Source organism: Pseudomonas ekonensis (assembly GCF_019145435.1).
GTDB lineage: Bacteria > Pseudomonadota > Gammaproteobacteria > Pseudomonadales > Pseudomonadaceae > Aquipseudomonas > Aquipseudomonas ekonensis.
On record NZ_JAHSTS010000001.1, the window covers coordinates 2,821,442 to 2,837,786 of the forward strand.

12 protein-coding genes are annotated in these 16,345 nt (G+C 59.8%); 3 read left to right on the forward strand and 9 right to left on the reverse strand.

The annotated features are described in order from the left end of the window. Window positions 1–199: 199 nt before the first annotated feature. From KVG96_RS12425 to gspG, 8 genes are all read right to left on the reverse strand, one after another. Complete coding sequence (locus KVG96_RS12425; protein WP_217892338.1) at window positions 200–1,303, reverse strand: substrate-binding domain-containing protein; 1,104 nt, start codon at window positions 1,301–1,303, stop codon at window positions 200–202. A 547-nt stretch (window positions 1,304–1,850) separates the two neighbouring features. Further along, on the reverse strand, window positions 1,851–3,062 hold the full coding sequence (gene gspF / locus KVG96_RS12430) for a type II secretion system inner membrane protein GspF (protein ID WP_217892339.1): 1,212 nt from the start codon (window positions 3,060–3,062) through the stop codon (window positions 1,851–1,853). After that, complete coding sequence (gene gspE / locus KVG96_RS12435; protein WP_217892340.1) at window positions 3,062–4,468, reverse strand: type II secretion system ATPase GspE; 1,407 nt, start codon at window positions 4,466–4,468, stop codon at window positions 3,062–3,064. The genes gspF and gspE overlap by 1 nt, the downstream gene beginning before the upstream one ends. Further along, the gene (gene gspD, locus KVG96_RS12440) at window positions 4,465–6,849 is read right to left on the reverse strand and encodes a type II secretion system secretin GspD (protein ID WP_217892341.1); all 2,385 of its coding nucleotides are present in this window, start codon (window positions 6,847–6,849) and stop codon (window positions 4,465–4,467) included. Before gspD ends, gspE begins: the two co-directional genes overlap by 4 nt. Beyond that, window positions 6,846–7,394, reverse strand: coding sequence for a type II secretion system protein M (locus KVG96_RS12445; RefSeq protein ID WP_217892342.1), 549 nt, complete (start codon window positions 7,392–7,394; stop codon window positions 6,846–6,848). The genes gspD and KVG96_RS12445 overlap by 4 nt, the downstream gene beginning before the upstream one ends. Beyond that, the gene (gspL, locus tag KVG96_RS12450; RefSeq protein ID WP_217892343.1) at window positions 7,387–8,544 is read right to left on the reverse strand and encodes a type II secretion system protein GspL; all 1,158 of its coding nucleotides are present in this window, start codon (window positions 8,542–8,544) and stop codon (window positions 7,387–7,389) included. Before gspL ends, KVG96_RS12445 begins: the two co-directional genes overlap by 8 nt. Further along, window positions 8,541–9,494 carry a type II secretion system minor pseudopilin GspK gene (gspK, locus tag KVG96_RS12455; protein ID WP_217892344.1) on the reverse strand — a complete coding sequence of 318 codons (954 nt, stop codon included), beginning with the start codon at window positions 9,492–9,494 and terminating at the stop codon, window positions 8,541–8,543. The genes gspL and gspK overlap by 4 nt, the downstream gene beginning before the upstream one ends. An 8-nt stretch (window positions 9,495–9,502) precedes the next feature. Further along, window positions 9,503–9,961, reverse strand: a complete 459-nt coding sequence (gene gspG / locus KVG96_RS12460) for a type II secretion system major pseudopilin GspG (RefSeq protein ID WP_217892345.1) — start codon at window positions 9,959–9,961, stop codon at window positions 9,503–9,505. Window positions 9,962–10,107: 146 nt separating this feature from the next. On the opposite strand from gspG, the gene gspI reads away from it, so the two are divergent. After that, a complete protein-coding gene (gspI, locus tag KVG96_RS12465) occupies window positions 10,108–10,494 on the forward strand; it encodes a type II secretion system minor pseudopilin GspI (RefSeq protein ID WP_217892346.1) in 387 nt (128 codons plus the stop codon). A gap of 278 nt (window positions 10,495–10,772) precedes the next feature. On the opposite strand, the gene KVG96_RS12470 is transcribed toward gspI, so the two are convergent. Beyond that, a complete protein-coding gene (locus KVG96_RS12470; RefSeq protein WP_217892347.1) occupies window positions 10,773–11,132 on the reverse strand; it encodes a DUF6124 family protein in 360 nt (119 codons plus the stop codon). Window positions 11,133–11,685: 553 nt separating this feature from the next. On the opposite strand from KVG96_RS12470, the gene KVG96_RS12475 reads away from it, so the two are divergent. Both KVG96_RS12475 and KVG96_RS12480 read left to right on the forward strand, forming a co-directional pair. Then, a complete protein-coding gene (locus KVG96_RS12475) occupies window positions 11,686–12,315 on the forward strand; it encodes a hypothetical protein (protein ID WP_225927249.1) in 630 nt (209 codons plus the stop codon). A 284-nt stretch (window positions 12,316–12,599) separates the two neighbouring features. Continuing rightward, a complete protein-coding gene (locus tag KVG96_RS12480) occupies window positions 12,600–16,214 on the forward strand; it encodes an SIR2 family NAD-dependent protein deacylase (RefSeq protein ID WP_217892348.1) in 3,615 nt (1,204 codons plus the stop codon). Window positions 16,215–16,345: the final 131 nt, after the last annotated feature.

Sequence of the window (16,345 nt, forward strand, 5' to 3'; positions counted from 1 at the left end):
GCGAAATCCTTTTTTGTCTGGCGCATTTGTCTGGCACAAGAGACCGCAGGTCACACGCCCCTGCCGTTACCACCTAGGCGGTTGGCGCAGGCCGCGACCGAACGGATGTCACACAAACTTCATGAACGAGGAGTAGGCCGGCCAAAAAAAACGGCGGCAGCCCGAAGGCTGCCGCCATTTCTTGCGGCGGGTGCTGCGCTTACAGAGGACGGCCTACGCCGTTGCAGACGCTGGCGTTGTTGATGTCCAGGTTGTTGCCGGAGGTGTTGGTGATGAAGTTGGCGGTCACAGCGGCTTTCCAGTTGGTCGGAACCGGCGTGAAGCTGTGGGCCACGGTGGCGGCGTTGTTGCCTGGGTTGCTGTAGTGGGTGGTCAGGAAGCTGCGCACATCGTTGGCCACGGAAGCGTCCTTGTAGCACTGGCCGAAGATGAAGTTGGTGTAGGCCACGATCGGGTAGCCGCTCGATGGGTTAGGCACGACCGGCACCCACTGGGCAGGGTTCGAAGGCGTGGTCGGCAGTGCGGCCGAGCCCAGGGCCAGCGAGACGTTGGCGGTGGTCGGCTGCACGCCGTTGACACGGGCGACGACGGCGTTGCTGGCGGCGTTCACGCCGTCCGGGCCGACGTAGCCGATGGAGCCGTCCACAGCGTTGACGGCGGTGGCGACGTCAGCGGTGTTGGCCACGCCCACCCAGTTCGAAGGCAGGGTCGAACCGGCTGGCAGACGGGCGCTGGTGAAGGTCGAGTTGACCGCGAACTTGGTCGGGCAGATCGAGTTCAGGTGACGGCTGAGGATCTCGGTGGTGCCGCTGGAGACGTTGCGGTAAACGACGCGGATCGGGGTGGTGTCGGCGGTGCCCAGCAGGGTGCCCCAGGTGGTGGCGGTGCCGGACAGCGCGTCGCACAGTTGGGCGCTGGTCAGGTTGAGGGCGGTCTGGCCGGCCTTCTTGTACGGGATGGCAACCGAAGTGGCCACGGAAGGCAGTTGGATCAGCGGGCCGTACGAAGCACCGAAGTTGGTGTTGTAGGTGCTGATTTCAGTGGCGCTGAGGATCGAGTCGCTGCCGGCGAAGTGCACGGTGCCGGTGGTGCCGAACTGCGAAGCGGTGTTGGTCAGGAAAGCGCTTTTGCCCACGCCGCTGCCGGTCACGGCGTAGCTGAAGTTGGCAGGCAGGATGCTGTTGGCAGAGCCTTTGTACAGAGCGGCAGGCAGTGAGGCGCCACCACCGGTTACGGCCATGGCCTGGGCGGAAGCCAGGGCGGCGACAGTCAGTGAGGCGGCGATCAGAGTGCGCTTGAACATGAAGAATCTCCTTTTCAACGTAGGTTGGGTACACAGGTTTTCAGGTGACTTGCATGACGCGGGTCGGACTCACCGCTGACCGTCGCTGACGTGGCCCGTGGTTAAGTCGCAGGGAGAAATTCGCAGGTTCCGGTGACAGATAAAGGAAAAAACCTCGGGAGCCGAAGACGCCTTGCGGCGCTTTTTCCTCGGGTGTTTGCGCAGCGGCCGCGAGCGTCTGGGACGGGGTTTTGCGCAAGATCGGCCAGAGCCGTTGAACGGCCGTTGCAGATGACAGAAAGGAGAACCCGAGGATGGCCGGCACGGGACTCGGGTGACGGTTCGGCCGCTGAAAAATATTTCCAGGAACCGGCCTTCTCCCAATCCCTGTAGGAGCCAGCCTGCTGGCGATGGCGTCAGCCGGGGCGCCGCCGGACAGGATCAAGGCCGATATTCCAGGAAGGACGTCGCAAGTCTTTCGGCATGCGCAGACTTCACCGGCGCCATCGCCAGCAGGCTGGCTCCTACAGTGGCCGGTGCGGCCGGCACCCCTCCGGTTGACGGGGTTCTATTGCACCAACTGGTTGATCTCGATGATCGGCAACAGCACCGCCATGACGATCACCAGCACCACCCCGCCCATCACCACGATCATCAGCGGCTCCAGCAGCGCGGTCATGCCCATGGCCCGGCGTTCGATGTCGCGGGACAGGGTCTGCGCCGCCCGTTCCAGCATCGGCGGCAGCGCGCCGGTCTTCTCGCCGCTGGCGATCAGGTGGATCAGCACCGGCGGGAACACGTTCTGCGCCTTCAGCGCCGCCGCCAGGTTGGCGCCCTCGCGCACCTGGGCGGTGGCCTCGTTGACGCTCAGGCTCAGGCGGTCGTTGGACAGGGTCTGGCGCGCCGCGTCCAGCGCCCGCAGCAACGGCACCCCCGCCCCGCCGAGGATCGCCAGGGTCGAGGCGAACCGCGCCGTGTTCAGCCCCAGCACGAAACGCCCGAACAACGGCAGCCGCAACACCCGGTGGTGCCAGCTCAGCCGCGCCGCCGGGTTGCGCAGGTACAGGCGCCAACCCCAGAAGGCCGCTCCCAGCAGCCCTGCGCACAGCCAGCCCCAGGCGCGGATGAAATCGCTGGCCGTGAGCATCGCCAGAGTCAGCCCCGGCAGGTCCTGGCGGGCCTGGGAAAACGCGCTGACCACCTGCGGCACCACGTAGCTGAGCAGGAAGATCACGATGCCGATCGACACCAACCCGACCACGCCCGGATAGATGAACGCGGTAAGGATCTTGCCGCGCAGGTTGTTGCGCTCCTCGATGTAGTCGGCCAGCCGCTCCATGACCTGAGCCAGGTCGCCGGACTCCTCCCCGGCCGCGATCAGCGCCCGGTAGATCTCCGGAAAGTCCCGGGGCCGGGCCGCCAGCGCTTCGGCCAGGCGCATGCCGCTGCGCACGTCGGCGCGCACGGCGCCGAGGGTGTGGGCGATGTGCTTTTTCTCGGCCTGCTCCACCGTGGCGCTCAGAGCGGCCTCCAGCGGCAGGCTGGCGCCGAGCAGGCTCGCCAGTTGCCGGGTGGCCCAGGCCAGGTCGTTGTCCGACAGCTTCGGGCTGAACAGCCCGCCGGCGCCCTGTCCCGCGGCGGTGTTCTCCTTCTGCACCGACAGCGCGGTCAGGCCCCGGCTGCGCAGCAGGCCGAACGCGGCGCTCTGGCTGTCGGCCTCCAGGTGCCCGGATTCGATCTTGCCGCCGGCGTCGGCGGCTTCAAAGCGGTAGCGGTTCATCAGGCGTCCCGTGTCACGCGCAGGATTTCCTCGGGCGCGGTGGCGCCGCTGCGGATCCAGCGTTCGCCGTCCTCGCGCAGGCTGAGCATGCCGGCCTTCTGCGCCGAGGCGCGCAAGGCCTGCTCCCCTGCCCCTTGGTGGATCAGGGTGCGGATGTCGTCGTCGATGCAGAACAACTCATGGATGCCGGTGCGGCCGCTGTAGCCGGTGTGGTTGCACGCCGCGCAGCCCACCGGGCGCCAGGTGCCCGGTGCGGCCGGATCCGGCTGTTTGCAGTGGCCGCACAGGCGCCGCACCAGCCGCTGCGCGAGCACGCCGAGCATCGACGACGCCAGCAGGAACGGCTCCACGCCCATGTCGATCAGGCGGTTGACCGCCGACACCGCGTCGTTGGTGTGCAGGGTCGCCAGCACCAGGTGGCCGGTCAGCGAGGCCTGCACGGCGATCTGCGCGGTCTCCAGGTCGCGGATCTCGCCGATCATGATGATGTCCGGGTCTTGCCGCAGGATCGCCCGCAGCGCCAGGGCGAACGTCATGTCGATCTTGGCGTTGACCTGGATCTGGCTGATGCCCGGCAAGTCGTACTCCACCGGATCCTCCACGGTGAGGATGTTGCTGGTGCTGGCGTCCAGGCGGGCCAGCGCGGCGTACAGGCTGGTGGTCTTGCCGCTGCCGGTGGGGCCGGTGACCAGCACGATGCCGTGGGGTTGGCGGATCAGGCCGTCGAGCCTGGCCAGCACCTGGGCGTCCATGCCCAGGGTCTCCAGGTGCAGGCGGCCGGCCTGCTTGTCGAGCAGGCGCATCACCACCCGCTCGCCGTGGCCGGTGGGCACGGTGGACACCCGGATGTCGATGGGCCGCCCGGCCACGCGCAGGGTGATGCGGCCGTCCTGGGGCAGGCGTTTCTCGGCGATGTCGAGCTGGGCCATGATCTTGATCCGCGACACCAGCGCGCCGTGCAGGGCCTTGCGCGGCGAAACCACGTCACGCAGGGTGCCGTCGACCCGGTAGCGCACCACCGAATGGGTCTCGAACGGCTCGATGTGGATGTCGCTGGCCTCGTCCCGCGCCGCCTGGGTGAGCAAGGCGTTGATCATGCGGATCACCGGCGCGCCGTCCTGGGTGTCGAGCAGGTCGGTGATTTCCGGGATGTCCTGCATCAGGCGGTCGAGGTCGACTTCGCTCTCCGCCGCGCCGACCACCGCCGCCGCGCTGCCGGTGTCGGCGTAGGCGCTGGCGAGCAGGCCGTCGAGCTCGTCGTCCCGTACCCGCTCAAGCCGCGCGGCGCCGAACTGGCGGCGCACCTCGCCGATCGACCAGCCCGGCGTCGACGGGCACACCGTCAGCACGCCGTCGCGCAGCAGGATGCGCTGGGCCTTGGCCCAGGCGTAGGGCAATGCGCTCATGACCGGGGGCTCCCTTCCAGCGGAACGGCCTTGATCGTCGCCCGCGGTCCGGAGGCCGGCGCCGCTGCCGGCACGCCCTGGGCGGCGTTGGGCAACTGCGGCGCCTGCATGTCCGGCATCGCCCAGCTGCGCTCCGGCTGCAGGCCGCCCTGGGCGCGGCGCATGAAGTCGTAGCGGTTGAGGGTGATGCTGCGCCCCGCCGCGCTGTCGCGGATGATGTACGGGCGCAGGAACACCATCAGGTTGGTCTTGTTGATCGAGCGGCGCTCGTTGCGAAACAGCGCGCCGATCCCCGGCAGGCTGCCCAGCCACGGCACCGCTTCGTTGCTCTGGCTGTAGCCGTCCTGCAGCAGGCCGCCGAGCACCATGATCTGGCCGTCGTCGAGCAGGATGCTGGTGTCGATGGCGCGCTTGCTGGTGACGATCCCCGCCGAGGTGGCCGCCGCCGAGGCGCGTTCGTCGATGCTGCTGACCTCCTGGTAGATGTCGAGCTTGACCGTGCCGCCCTCGGAGATCTGCGGCCGCACGTTGAGCTTCAGGCCCACTTCTTCGCGGGTCACGGTCTGGAACGGGTTGTTGCTGGTGCCCCCGCCGCCGGTGACGTAGCTGCCGCTGACGAAGGGGATGGTCTGGCCGACGAAGATGCTCGCCGCCTCGTTGTCCAGGGTCAGCAGGTTCGGCGTGGACAGCACGTTGGTGCCGCCCTTGCTCTTCAGCGCCCGGGCCAGCACCTTAAGGTCGAGAACCTTGCCGATGCCGGGGATGTCCACGGTGCCGTTGACGTAGCCCACGTTCAGCCCCTGGGGCAACACGTCGAGGCTGGTCTTGCCGTTGAGCTTGAGCCCGGAGCCGCCGAGGTTGGCGCCGCCGATCACACCCTTGCCGCCGAGGTTGCCGCTCTGCCACTGCACGCCGAATTCGCTGGCGTCGTCCTCGCCGACCTCGACGATCAGGCTTTCGATCACCACTTGGGCGCGGCGCTGGTCGAGCAGGTCGATGACTTCGCGCAGGTTGCGGTACAGCGGCTCCGGCGCGGAGATCAGCAAGGTGTTGGTGGTGGCGTCGGCCTGGATGGTCACGCCGCCGGCGCTGAAGGCGACGTTCTGTTCGCTGGCCTGGCCGCCGGCGGTGCCGCTGCCGCTGTCGGCGCTGCTGCCCTGGGCATAGCCGCCCCCGTTGCCGGAACCGCTGCCCGTGGTGGTGCTGCCGGTGGTGGTCTGCGTGCCGTTCTGGCTGGTCTGCCCGCCGCCGTTGGCCGTGCTGCCCATGGCGCTGAGCACCGACCGGGCGCCGTCGCCGGTGCCGCTGTCGCTTTCGCCCGTGAGCAGGCCGCGCAGGGCCTGGGCGAGCTTGCCGGCCTGGGCGTTGCGCAGGTACACCACGTGCAGGTTGCTGGGGTTGCTCTGGGCGTTGTCGAGCTTGTAGATCAGGTTGCGCGCCAGCTCCGTACGTTCGGGGCTGCCGGCGCGGATGATGATGGTGTTGGAGCGCGGGTCGCCGATCACCGCGATCTTCTGGGTCGGATCGTTGCCCGGCGCGTCCAGCAGGTCGGCGACCATAGGCGCGATGTCGGCGGCGATGCCGTTCTGGATCTGCACCACGTCGGTGTCGATGGCGCTCGGGGTGTCGATGCCGGCGATCAACTGCGCCACGCGGTTGAGGTTTTCGGCGTAGTCGGTGACCACCACCGTGTTGTTGCCGGGATAGGCGTTGATCGGGTTGTTCGGCGAAACGATCGGGCGCAGCACCGGGATCAGGTTCACCGCGTTCTCGTACTGCAAGCGGAACGTGCGGGTGAGCATGCCGTTGCCGGCCGGTTTGTCGGCGCTGTAGATCGGCCCGCCGAGCAGCTTGGCGTCGGCCTCCGGCACCACCTGGGCGACGCCGCCGACGTCCACCACGCTGAAGCCCTGCATGCGCAGCGCCGCCAGCAGCATCTCGTAGGCCTGGCGGGCCGGCACCTGGCCTTCGGAAACCAGCGTGAGATTGCCCTTGACCCGCGGATCGACCAGGAACTGCTGGCCGGTGGAACGGGACAGCGCCCGCACCACGGCCTGGATGTCGGCCTCGACGAAGTTCAGGGTCACCGGTTGCTCGCCCAACGGATTGGCCGCAGCGACGGGCACCGGCACCGCCGCGCCGCTGCGGGCGCGCTCGGTGAGGTTGTGCAGTTGCTTGGGCGCCGGCCTGACCTGGGCCTGCATCCGCTCACGGTCCAGCACCGCGTCGCCGCTGCGCTGGGTGTTGGCCAAGGGCCGGCCGAGTTCGCTGTCCACCAGCAACGGCGGCTGATTCTGCGGGGCGGTGTTGCTGCACGCGCCCAACGCCACCAACAGCATCGGCAACGCCTTGCGCGCCGGGTTGAAACCTGACCCCTTCATGAAGCTTCCTTAGCGCCCAGCGCCTGATCCATGCGTACGGTGCCTGACAGAGTGCCGGCGGTGTCATCGGTCGCGGCGGCCTCTGCGCGTTGCAGACGGGCCTCGACCACGTGCAGCGAAAACTGTTGCGGGCGGCTCAGCAGCCAGTCGAGCACGGCGTCCGCCGGGGCTGCGTCGAAGGTCAGTTGCCAGCCGCCGGACGGCACGGCCTGCAAGCGGAAATGGCCGGCCAGCCCGGCGGCCTGCAACCCGTGCTGCAGCGAAGATTCGAGGTCTTGCCCGGCGACCGGCGCACTGACCTCGCGCAACAGCACCTCCAGGGCTTCGGCCTGGGCCCGCAGCTTCGGCGTTTCGGCCTGCCAGTGGGCGATCTTCTTCAACGGCGGCTGAATCAGCGCGCCCCACACCAGCAGGGCCGCCAACGCGACGGCCATGCCGCTCACCATGCGTTTCTCCCGCAGGGCCAGCGGCTGCCAGCGCGCCTGCACCTGCCGGGCGACGCGCTGCCAGGCGGCCCGGCCATTGGCCAATGTCACCTTATTCATCTTCCGCTCCGCTGTTGTCGCCGTCGTCGTCGCCTGCCGTGGAGAGGGCCTCGCCGGCCGGACGCAACGTCCAGCCGTCCGCGTCATGGCTGACGCTGATCCCGGCTTGGGCCAGCGTGTCCTGCCAGCCTTTGTCACTGCCGGCCCGGGCCTCGTCCAGCAGGCTCAATTGCAGGGCGCCGTCGACGAACGTCAGGCGCTGCACGCTGCCGGCCATGAACGGCATGCCGCTGCCCGCTTGCAGCACCAGCCGGCTAAAGGCCTGCCCCGGATCGTCCGCCGCCCCCTGCTGACGCGCCGCCAGTTGCTGACGGGCCTGTTGCAGCGGATTGAGGATCACCGGCAGTTCGGGAAAGGCCTGTTTCACCCGTTGCATCATCTGCGCCTTGAGCTGCTGGCCCTGGGCGGCTTCGCGGGCGGCGTACAGGTTCAGGCCGGTCACCCACACCGTCAGCGCCAGCACGGCGCAACCCAGCGCCCGCCCCCAGCCGCGCCGGTCCACCGGCTGCTGGAGGCCGGCATGCAGCCCCCAGGCCGGCAACGGTCCGCTGCAGCGCTGGCCGGACGGCAACGGCTGCGCGCCTTGCGGGGCATCGTCGCCGATCCAGTGCAGCGCCACGCCGGGTTCCGCCTGCTCCCCGTCATCGAGCAGCGGCTGGATCCGCGCCGTGTGCAGGCTGTCGCGCAGCAGCAGGTGCCCTTCGAACACACAACCGACCCCGCCGGCCATGACCGGCAAACCGTAGGCCACCGGGTACAGGCCCTTGAGGTGCAGCCCGGCCTGGCGCAGCAACCGCCCCAGCTGTTGCAGTTCCTGCCGCGCCAGCCACGCCACCGCCACCTGCCCGGCGTCATCCCGCGGACCGTGGGCCACGTGCATGGCGGCAACGTCGCCGAGCATCAGGGTCTGCGCCGCGCACTGGACGGCGGCGGCCATTTTGGCGTTCGGCAACGGCGGCAGATCGAGGCTGGCCAAGAGGCTGTCCACCGGGTGCAGGAAGCACACCAGCGGTGTCTTCGCCGGCAATTGCCCAAGACGCTGCACCTGCTGCCGGACCACCTGCCCCTGACGGTCGAGCCACACGCACGAAAGCTCGCTGTCCGGGCTCAGCTGCGCCAGCGGCGGCAGGCCCACGCGCACCGGCGTCATACGCCCACCCGCGACCAGATCACTTGCGGCAGACGGTCCTGGCTGCGGTGCAGCAACGCCTCGACGCTGACCCGACGCTGCTCGCGGCGGGCCTGGCCGCGCAGGCGGAACCAGTCGCTGGTGATGCCGACCTTGACGCTCGTGACCTCCAACTGCGGCAAGCGCAGACGGTTGACGAAGTCGCCGCGGTTGATGAACCAGCGCCCGGCGTCACGCTCATTGATCAACGCCTGCGCCCGCTCCAGCGACAGCCCCGGCACATACGCCGCCAGCACCGGTGCGGTGGCGGTGTTGCCGTTGACCCAGGTGTTGGCCGGAATCACCGTGAGGTAAGGCGCCAGCTTGCGGACGACAGCGTCGTCGACCCCATCGACACTGCGCAGGTCTTCCAGGCTGCGCAGCATCGGCAGGGCCGGCGGCTGCGGTTTGCGTGCGGCGCCGGGCGAAATGCCGCGGCCGCTGTCGAAGCCGTTATTCGCCATGGCCTTGTCCGCCAGGGCCGGGTTCAGCAGCCGCGGGTAGGATTCGATGACCCGCAGGGTGATGCGCCGGGCCAGTGCGTCATTGAGGCCGATCAGGGCGCACAGGCGCTGGAACGCCTCGACCTGGCCGTCATCGACCCGTTCGTTGGCCACCAGCGTGCGCAGGTTGAACTTGCCCTGCTCGTCTTCCAGCCGCCCTTCGAAACCGTAGGCGTTCAGCACCTGTGCCCAGGGCTGGTCGAGCCGGGTCAAGGGGTCGCGCTGACGGGCGTCCCAGAGCAATTGGCGGCTCAGTTCCAGGCCGCCGTTCAACAGCCAGCGCCCTTGCACCCGCAGTTGCTCGGCCTCCAGCGCACGGGTCGAGACGCTTTGGCGGGTAAGCATGCCGGCGGCGATCACCGCCACCACCGCCGCGATCAGCAGCGCACTGATGATCGCCATGCCCCGCTGGTTCGATGGGCTGTCCATGGCCGGCCCTACAGCTGCCAGGAGCCGATGTCGGCATTCACGCCCTCACCGTCCGGCTGGCCGTCGGCGCCGAGGGAGAAGATGTCGATCTCGCCGTTGGCGCCGGGGTTGAGGTACTGGTACGGGCGGCCCCACGGGTCGTTGGGCAGGCGCTCCAGGTACGAGCGCCAGTTGCTGTTCTTGGCGTCGGCGGGACGCTCCACCAGCACCTTCAGGCCCTGGTTCAGGGTCGGGTAGCTGCCGTGGTCGAGCCGGTACAGCTTGAGGGCCTGCATCAGCCCGCCGATGTCCTGCCGGGCCGCCGTGGCCCGTGCCTGATCCGGCCGGTCCAGCACCTTGGGCACCACCATGGCCGCCAGAATCCCGAGGATCACCACCACGACCATGATCTCGATCAAGGTGAAGCCCTGCTGCCGGCGCGGCATCCGTGGCGGTTGTTCAGGCTGTTTGCGCTGCGCGATATCCATCTCGTCATTCCCTGGCTAGATTCGATTCGACGCGCAGTGTTGCAAGAAGATATGTCAGAGATGTTGTGAATCCTCGGGAGTTTCGGTCTTCAAGCGGTCAAGCGCGGGGGTTAGCGTCAAGGGCTGCCCGACCGCCCGAGACCCCGATGCGCGCCCCCTCCCCGCAAGCTGGATTCACCCTGATCGAAGTGCTCGTAGCCCTGGCGATCATCGCCGTGGCCATGTCAGCCGCCGTGCGCGTGGCGGGGCTGATGACCCAGAGCAGCGGGATCTTGCGGGACCGCTCGATTGCGATGATTGCGGCGCAGGGGCGCATGGCCGAACTGCAGCTGGAGGGGCGGTTGCCGATGGGGATGAAGGCCGTGGAGTGCGATCAAGGGCGCTTGACGTTGCGCTGCGAGCAAATCATCGGCACCGCCGAGAACGGACGGCTGCTGAAGGTCGGCGTGCAGGTGTTCGACCGCAGCCAAGATGCGCCGCCGTTGGCCAAACTCGAAACATTGCTCACGCCACAGGAAAGACTTCCGCAGTAAATACACTCCCAAGCAGCAGGAAAACGCTCTCGGTTCATCAGGTGCCTGAGACCTATGCGCACACAAAATCCTGTGGGAGCCAGCCTGCTGGCGATAGAGGACGAGCAGACACGAGAAACAGCGCATGTGCCATTGCCATCTCCGCCGACCCGGCTCCCACAGATTTCAGCTTCCTACACAATATCTGTGATCAACATAAATCCCTGTGGGAGCGAGCTTGCTCGCGAAGGCGCCAGAATTGACACCCGCTTAATCAGCAGTTGATCCCGAGGTCTGCCTCACTCCGGCAATTGCAAATTATCCAACGCCCGATTCACCGCCAACTCCCCTAGCATGATCAACTGCGCAATCCCCAACAACGCCCGACGCTGCGCAGCTGGCACCAGACTGGCGAAATTTTGGGCAATGGTTTGGGCCGAAGCGAGTGTTTCACTGGCATCAATCAGCAATTCTTCGTTTTTGTTGTCCGCTGTCACGGCATACATCCCGCGGGTTCTACGTGGGGACGGCGTGGAGCCGGGCGGACAGAGGTAATGGTCGAGCGCGCGGTCGGCGGCTTCGTGGAGTTTTCTGGAATCGATGGATTCGTAGGGGGAAACCGAGTCGGTTTCAGGCGGGTTGGGTGTTGGTTTGATCATGGTGAAGCTCCATCTTTATACCTGGTGGAACCACCAACACCCGTCGCTAAACAGGTAAGGGTGGCAGCTGTACGCGGGTTAGCGAACCGAGAGGTATAAGACCCGGCAGACCCGAAGGTCTCCCACGCACAGCCACCATATCGTCATCGCAAAAGTCTGCGACAAACTGGAGCGTCGTTGAACTCATACCTGGTCGGGTCGCTAAACCCGGTCGCTGGGTTGCCAGCGACCCATAGACGATAAAGACCAGGTACAAAGCGCACAAGCCGGCGGATTCTGGCGTAGCTGTAGGCAACGGCGCAAGGGTGTGTAGCCTGAGAGAGTGTCTGGAGATGTCCTTTTAAACCTTGGTGCTTATCGTGACCTTACTGCGGCACCTCCATGAGGTGGGGAGGCTGGCCAGATGAGCCTCAGATTTATTTTCTTGAAATAAATCAGTCCCCTTTTTCGAATTCATGTGGTTTGCCTTGTCTCAACTCGGTATTGCATTTGTCGAGGCCTCCATTTTGCCACTATCCTAGGTGCACGACCAAGGTTGGAACGGAGTGCTAGCATGGAAGACAGAGAGCAACTATACGCATTGCTGGCTCAGAAAGACTGGGAGGCAATTGGTAAAGTCATCTACAAGAACAAGAAGACCAAGACGCAAGATCCCTTCTTGAACCAAGTCACTGAGTATTTTGAAGCTGAATTTTTTACCTTCGCTGCATCTTTACCGGCAGCAGAGCGAACAAAGCAGTTTGAGTTCACTAACTTAATAATCGAACTCGGTCAGCACGGATTCAGCCAGAGCTTTGTGGATCGTTTTGTGGATGAGCGTCTGAAGCTGATGCAGGAAACGAAACACCACGCACTTCTTAACTATGCTCAGTCGTATCAGCATCGCCCACTAGCTAAGCAAATAATTAAGTCTTTTATGCAGACTAGTCCAGAAGCGGTCGCAGCAAGTCTCCACGAAAACATGAAAATCCGCGCTACAGAAGTAGTGGGTGGCAACGCAAAAACCATTCGACTATTCAAGTCCAGGCAGGAGGAAAACTTCTACGAGGCAGTACGTAGAGTTTTTCCAACCTATCACCCCTACCCAAATGTCGCTTTGAGTTGCGTCTTGGATTATCCGGCCATCAAGGACCAGCTATCTGAAAAGGCTAAATTATACTTTTTTTCAGGCGATCATAGATAGCGTCGTATTTGATGTCGGCAGCGGTTATGAGCCTAGATATTTTATAGAATTGGACAGTAGCTTTCATGATAGCGCTAGAACCCAGAACAATGATGAACTAAAGGACTCAATCTTCCGCGCCGCAAATGCAAAACTAATTCGCATCCGGCCTTTACACACCAAGGCATCATCGATTGCAGAGTTTGAAAAACTGGTACGCAAAATAATGCAACAATAAAAATATTAAAGAATCATTCTAAAAATCACAACATCACTCCTCTAACCACCATTAATAAGGAAACAAAGTGACAGCCGACGAAATCATTTTGCTAGAAAGAGCAAACAAACTACCAGACTTTGCATTGATCAAGAAACTTGCTACAGCGCTTTGGCGACAAGACTCTACAGGCCATGGAGCAGCCATAATGCTGGGAGCAGGATTTACTCGCTGCGCAGCTCAAAGTGGTGATATATCAAAGGCTCCACCACTGTGGCTCGATCTTTCAAAAAAATTGGCGGAGGAGTTAGATCCATCGAACATGGATCTCCCTTATTCCGACCCACTTCGCTTAGCAGAGGAATATCGTGCCCACTTTGGACATCAAACTATGATCGACCTACTTAGGGGCGAAATCAATGACGCTTCTTGGTCACCAGGCGAACTCCACAAAACTGTTTTAAGCTTTCCGTGGACTGATGTATTAACAACAAACTGGGATACTTTGCTAGAACGCACTGCAACTAGCATACACACGCCAATTTATAATATCGTCACAAAGCCGTCAGATCTTTCTTATTTCCGCGCCCCTAGAATCGTTAAACTACACGGGACCATAGATACTACTGAAGATTTAATCTTCACTCAAGAAGACTATAGAAAATACCCGCAGACGCACGCAGCATTTGTGAACCTTTCCAGGCAGATATTTATTGAAAATGAGCTATGCCTTCTGGGGTTTTCCGGAGAAGACCCGAACTTTTTACAGTGGGCAGGATGGGTAAGAGACAACCTTACAAAAAACGCACACAAAATATACTTAATAGGCGCTTTAAAATTAACTCCAGCCAAGCGAAAATACCTTGAGTCATTAAATGTTGCTCCAATAGATCTATGGGGGCTCGTTGATGACTACGACGATCATAACCTTAAACACATAAAAGCTACTGAAGCTTTCTTTTTACTGCTAACCTCACTAAAGCCTAAAGACCCCTCGAATTGGCGCCCTACCCACCTAGAAGGAACAGCGACTCCTGAGCAAATCATAAATACATTAAAAACAGATAGAAAATCATATCCGGGCTGGCTCGTTTGCCCACACGCAATTCGATGGGATATACAAACGCAGCTATCCGGAATCCAAATATCACCCGACTACTTCAACAACATTCCAAAAGAGCAGAAAGAGTCTCTCCTATATGAAATTTGCTGGCAGCACAGCAAAACCTATGAAATTCTGCCTGATTGGCTCGTATCAGAACTCATACAAATCTCCGACCCTGCAACCAGATGTTCTCTTACTATTAAACAACAATTAGAAATCGCGCTTCTAATCCTAAAAAACAGCCGATGGCACACTTACACGTTAGCGGAGGAGAAATCAGCTTCCAACATAGCTACAACCTCACTACTGCAGAACCTACAACATTATCCAGAAGCCTCCAACGAAATCAACTACCACCTCGCTCTGATTTCGCGCGACAGCTTTGACTATTGGGAACTAGAAAAACTTGTAGACAAAATCGACGAGAGAGATCCAATCTGGAAAATAAAGAAAGCTTCTCTATTAGGAGAACTTGGAAGATTTGACGAAGGGGAAAACCTGATATCATCTGCATTCGCTGAACTTCAAGATCACCATCGCAAAGATAGAAAGTCAATCTATGTCTTTTCCAGACTAGCTTGGGCCCACTTTATCATCCAAGGCGTGCACTCAAACTATTCGACAACTACTGAAAACACTTCATCACAATACAAAAAATGGAAATGCGACCCCTGGAACCACCTAGATCATATTGATGCCCGAGTAAGAAAAAGCCTTGAAACGCACCACCAACAGAAGATAGAGGCGCTTTTCAAACCTGGTAGTTACAAAGACAACGCTAATCAAATCATATTTAGCAACGAAATACATCTGGTGCTATTAGTCGACGGAATAACCCGAGAAACAGGCCTCCCAATAAGATGGGACAACATTAACTTCATAAAAAACGCCATAGAAAACATCACCCTATTAGACAGCGTAGGCTTTAGGGAAAAACTCACACTTTCCATCCTAACCTCCAATTATGAAAAATCAAAATCTATAAAATCAAACTTCTCCAGAATAAAAATCGCCTGCATAGAAGAAGATGAAATAAACATCGCTATAAGTCATTGCTTCGAAGCGATAAATTACTGGCGAGAAAAACACAACACAAAAACACCAGAATACAAAAGATACTGCGTAGAAAAGCTGCGTGTATTCATTGAGATTTTCAGCCGACTCTTGATACGAGCAAGCCCAGAGATGGCTAAAAATATGTTTGTGATGGCAACCGAGATGGGGCAAGAAAATTATTCAAAGCATCCTTGGATTCACGAGCCTTTAAAGAACCTACTAAACAACTCATTGCTCAGCATTCCACCTGACCAGCATGGAGAAGTTTTGCTGCACTCCCTGAAATTTCCATTACCTAACGTAAAGTTACACTTGGATGCTCCAAATCCAATCGTAGAAAACCCGGGAACAAGATCCAAGACCTCAGAATACGATCAAATAATTTCTGACTTAATTCGAACCGTTTCACTCACATCAAATCCCTCTCGACCGCTCATAAGCAACCCATTGTCTGGCGTTCCTGAAAACGCAACAACCGAAGTAAATAATATACCAAAGAGGCCATTAAATAGCACATCCGCACTTAGCAGGCTATTACCTTTGGTAATCAACAAGTTTACTACAGATCTAGAAAATCAAAAACTATCGGAAGCTTTATACGGACAAAATTTTGATTACACCTCCCTCCCAAGTTCAGATTTTTACCCTCACGTATTCATGAGCATCCCTACTGAGGATCCAGAAAAGCTCGCCTCCTTAATATCCAACACATTATTCAACAATATAAGCAACACGAACCCGATGCATCTGCAAGCAATAATTTATGCAGCGAAAAATAATAAAAATAAATTCTTCCCTTCCGTATCTCAAGCTATAGAGCACTTTGAGAAACTCACTCAATGGTGCCCTCCTGACAAATCAGAGATCTTATTTGCAAATGATCAGAATTACATCGGAGCGTTAATAGGTCAAGCTCTCGCGTACTCGATTGTGCCAGCTTTACCCGCTGATGAACTAACACCAGAAAGATATGAAAAAATCAGAAATTTCCTGCATGTAGTAGATCTTCCTTCAATCGTGTTTTCCATGGTGTTTTTTGTAAAAAATGACGAAGCCATAGAAATTGAAGTTAGCAAATTAATACGGCGCTTCTTACAAGGAAAAAAACAAGATAATATAATTTACGCTACGCTGGCCGCCTTTAAACTTAGAGAGCTTTCCGACTCAACCCATGCAAAATCGTTAATATCTAGAATAATTTACCTGGTTGAATCCGGACGAAAAACGGGGCTATCCTACATATTAAGAATATTAAATGACTCGAGCATTGAAACATCATTAAGCGATGAAGACTTCGAAATTCTAAGCGACAGCCTCCAAGCGATCTACGAAGAATCGAAATATGAAGACATAGACCCCAACAGTTCCGAAGCCATAGACGCCTCAGTAATACGATCAGAGTGTGTAAAATTGGCAAAAAAAATAACCATACTCAGGGATGGCAACTATCAACATCTAGAAACCTTGATCAAAGACTCTCTTCACGACCCACTTCCAGAGGTTAGGTTCTCATCTCTTATCAATTATAATCCGACGCACTAATCAACCTCAAAAAGCGTGACTAAAAGGTCACGCTTCTTTCAAAGAGTAATTCCTAAGTTCTCTCAGCGCTGTTTTTTGTCATACACGCTTTTTCAGCCGAATTTTCACACCAAACAGGAAACGAACACAAT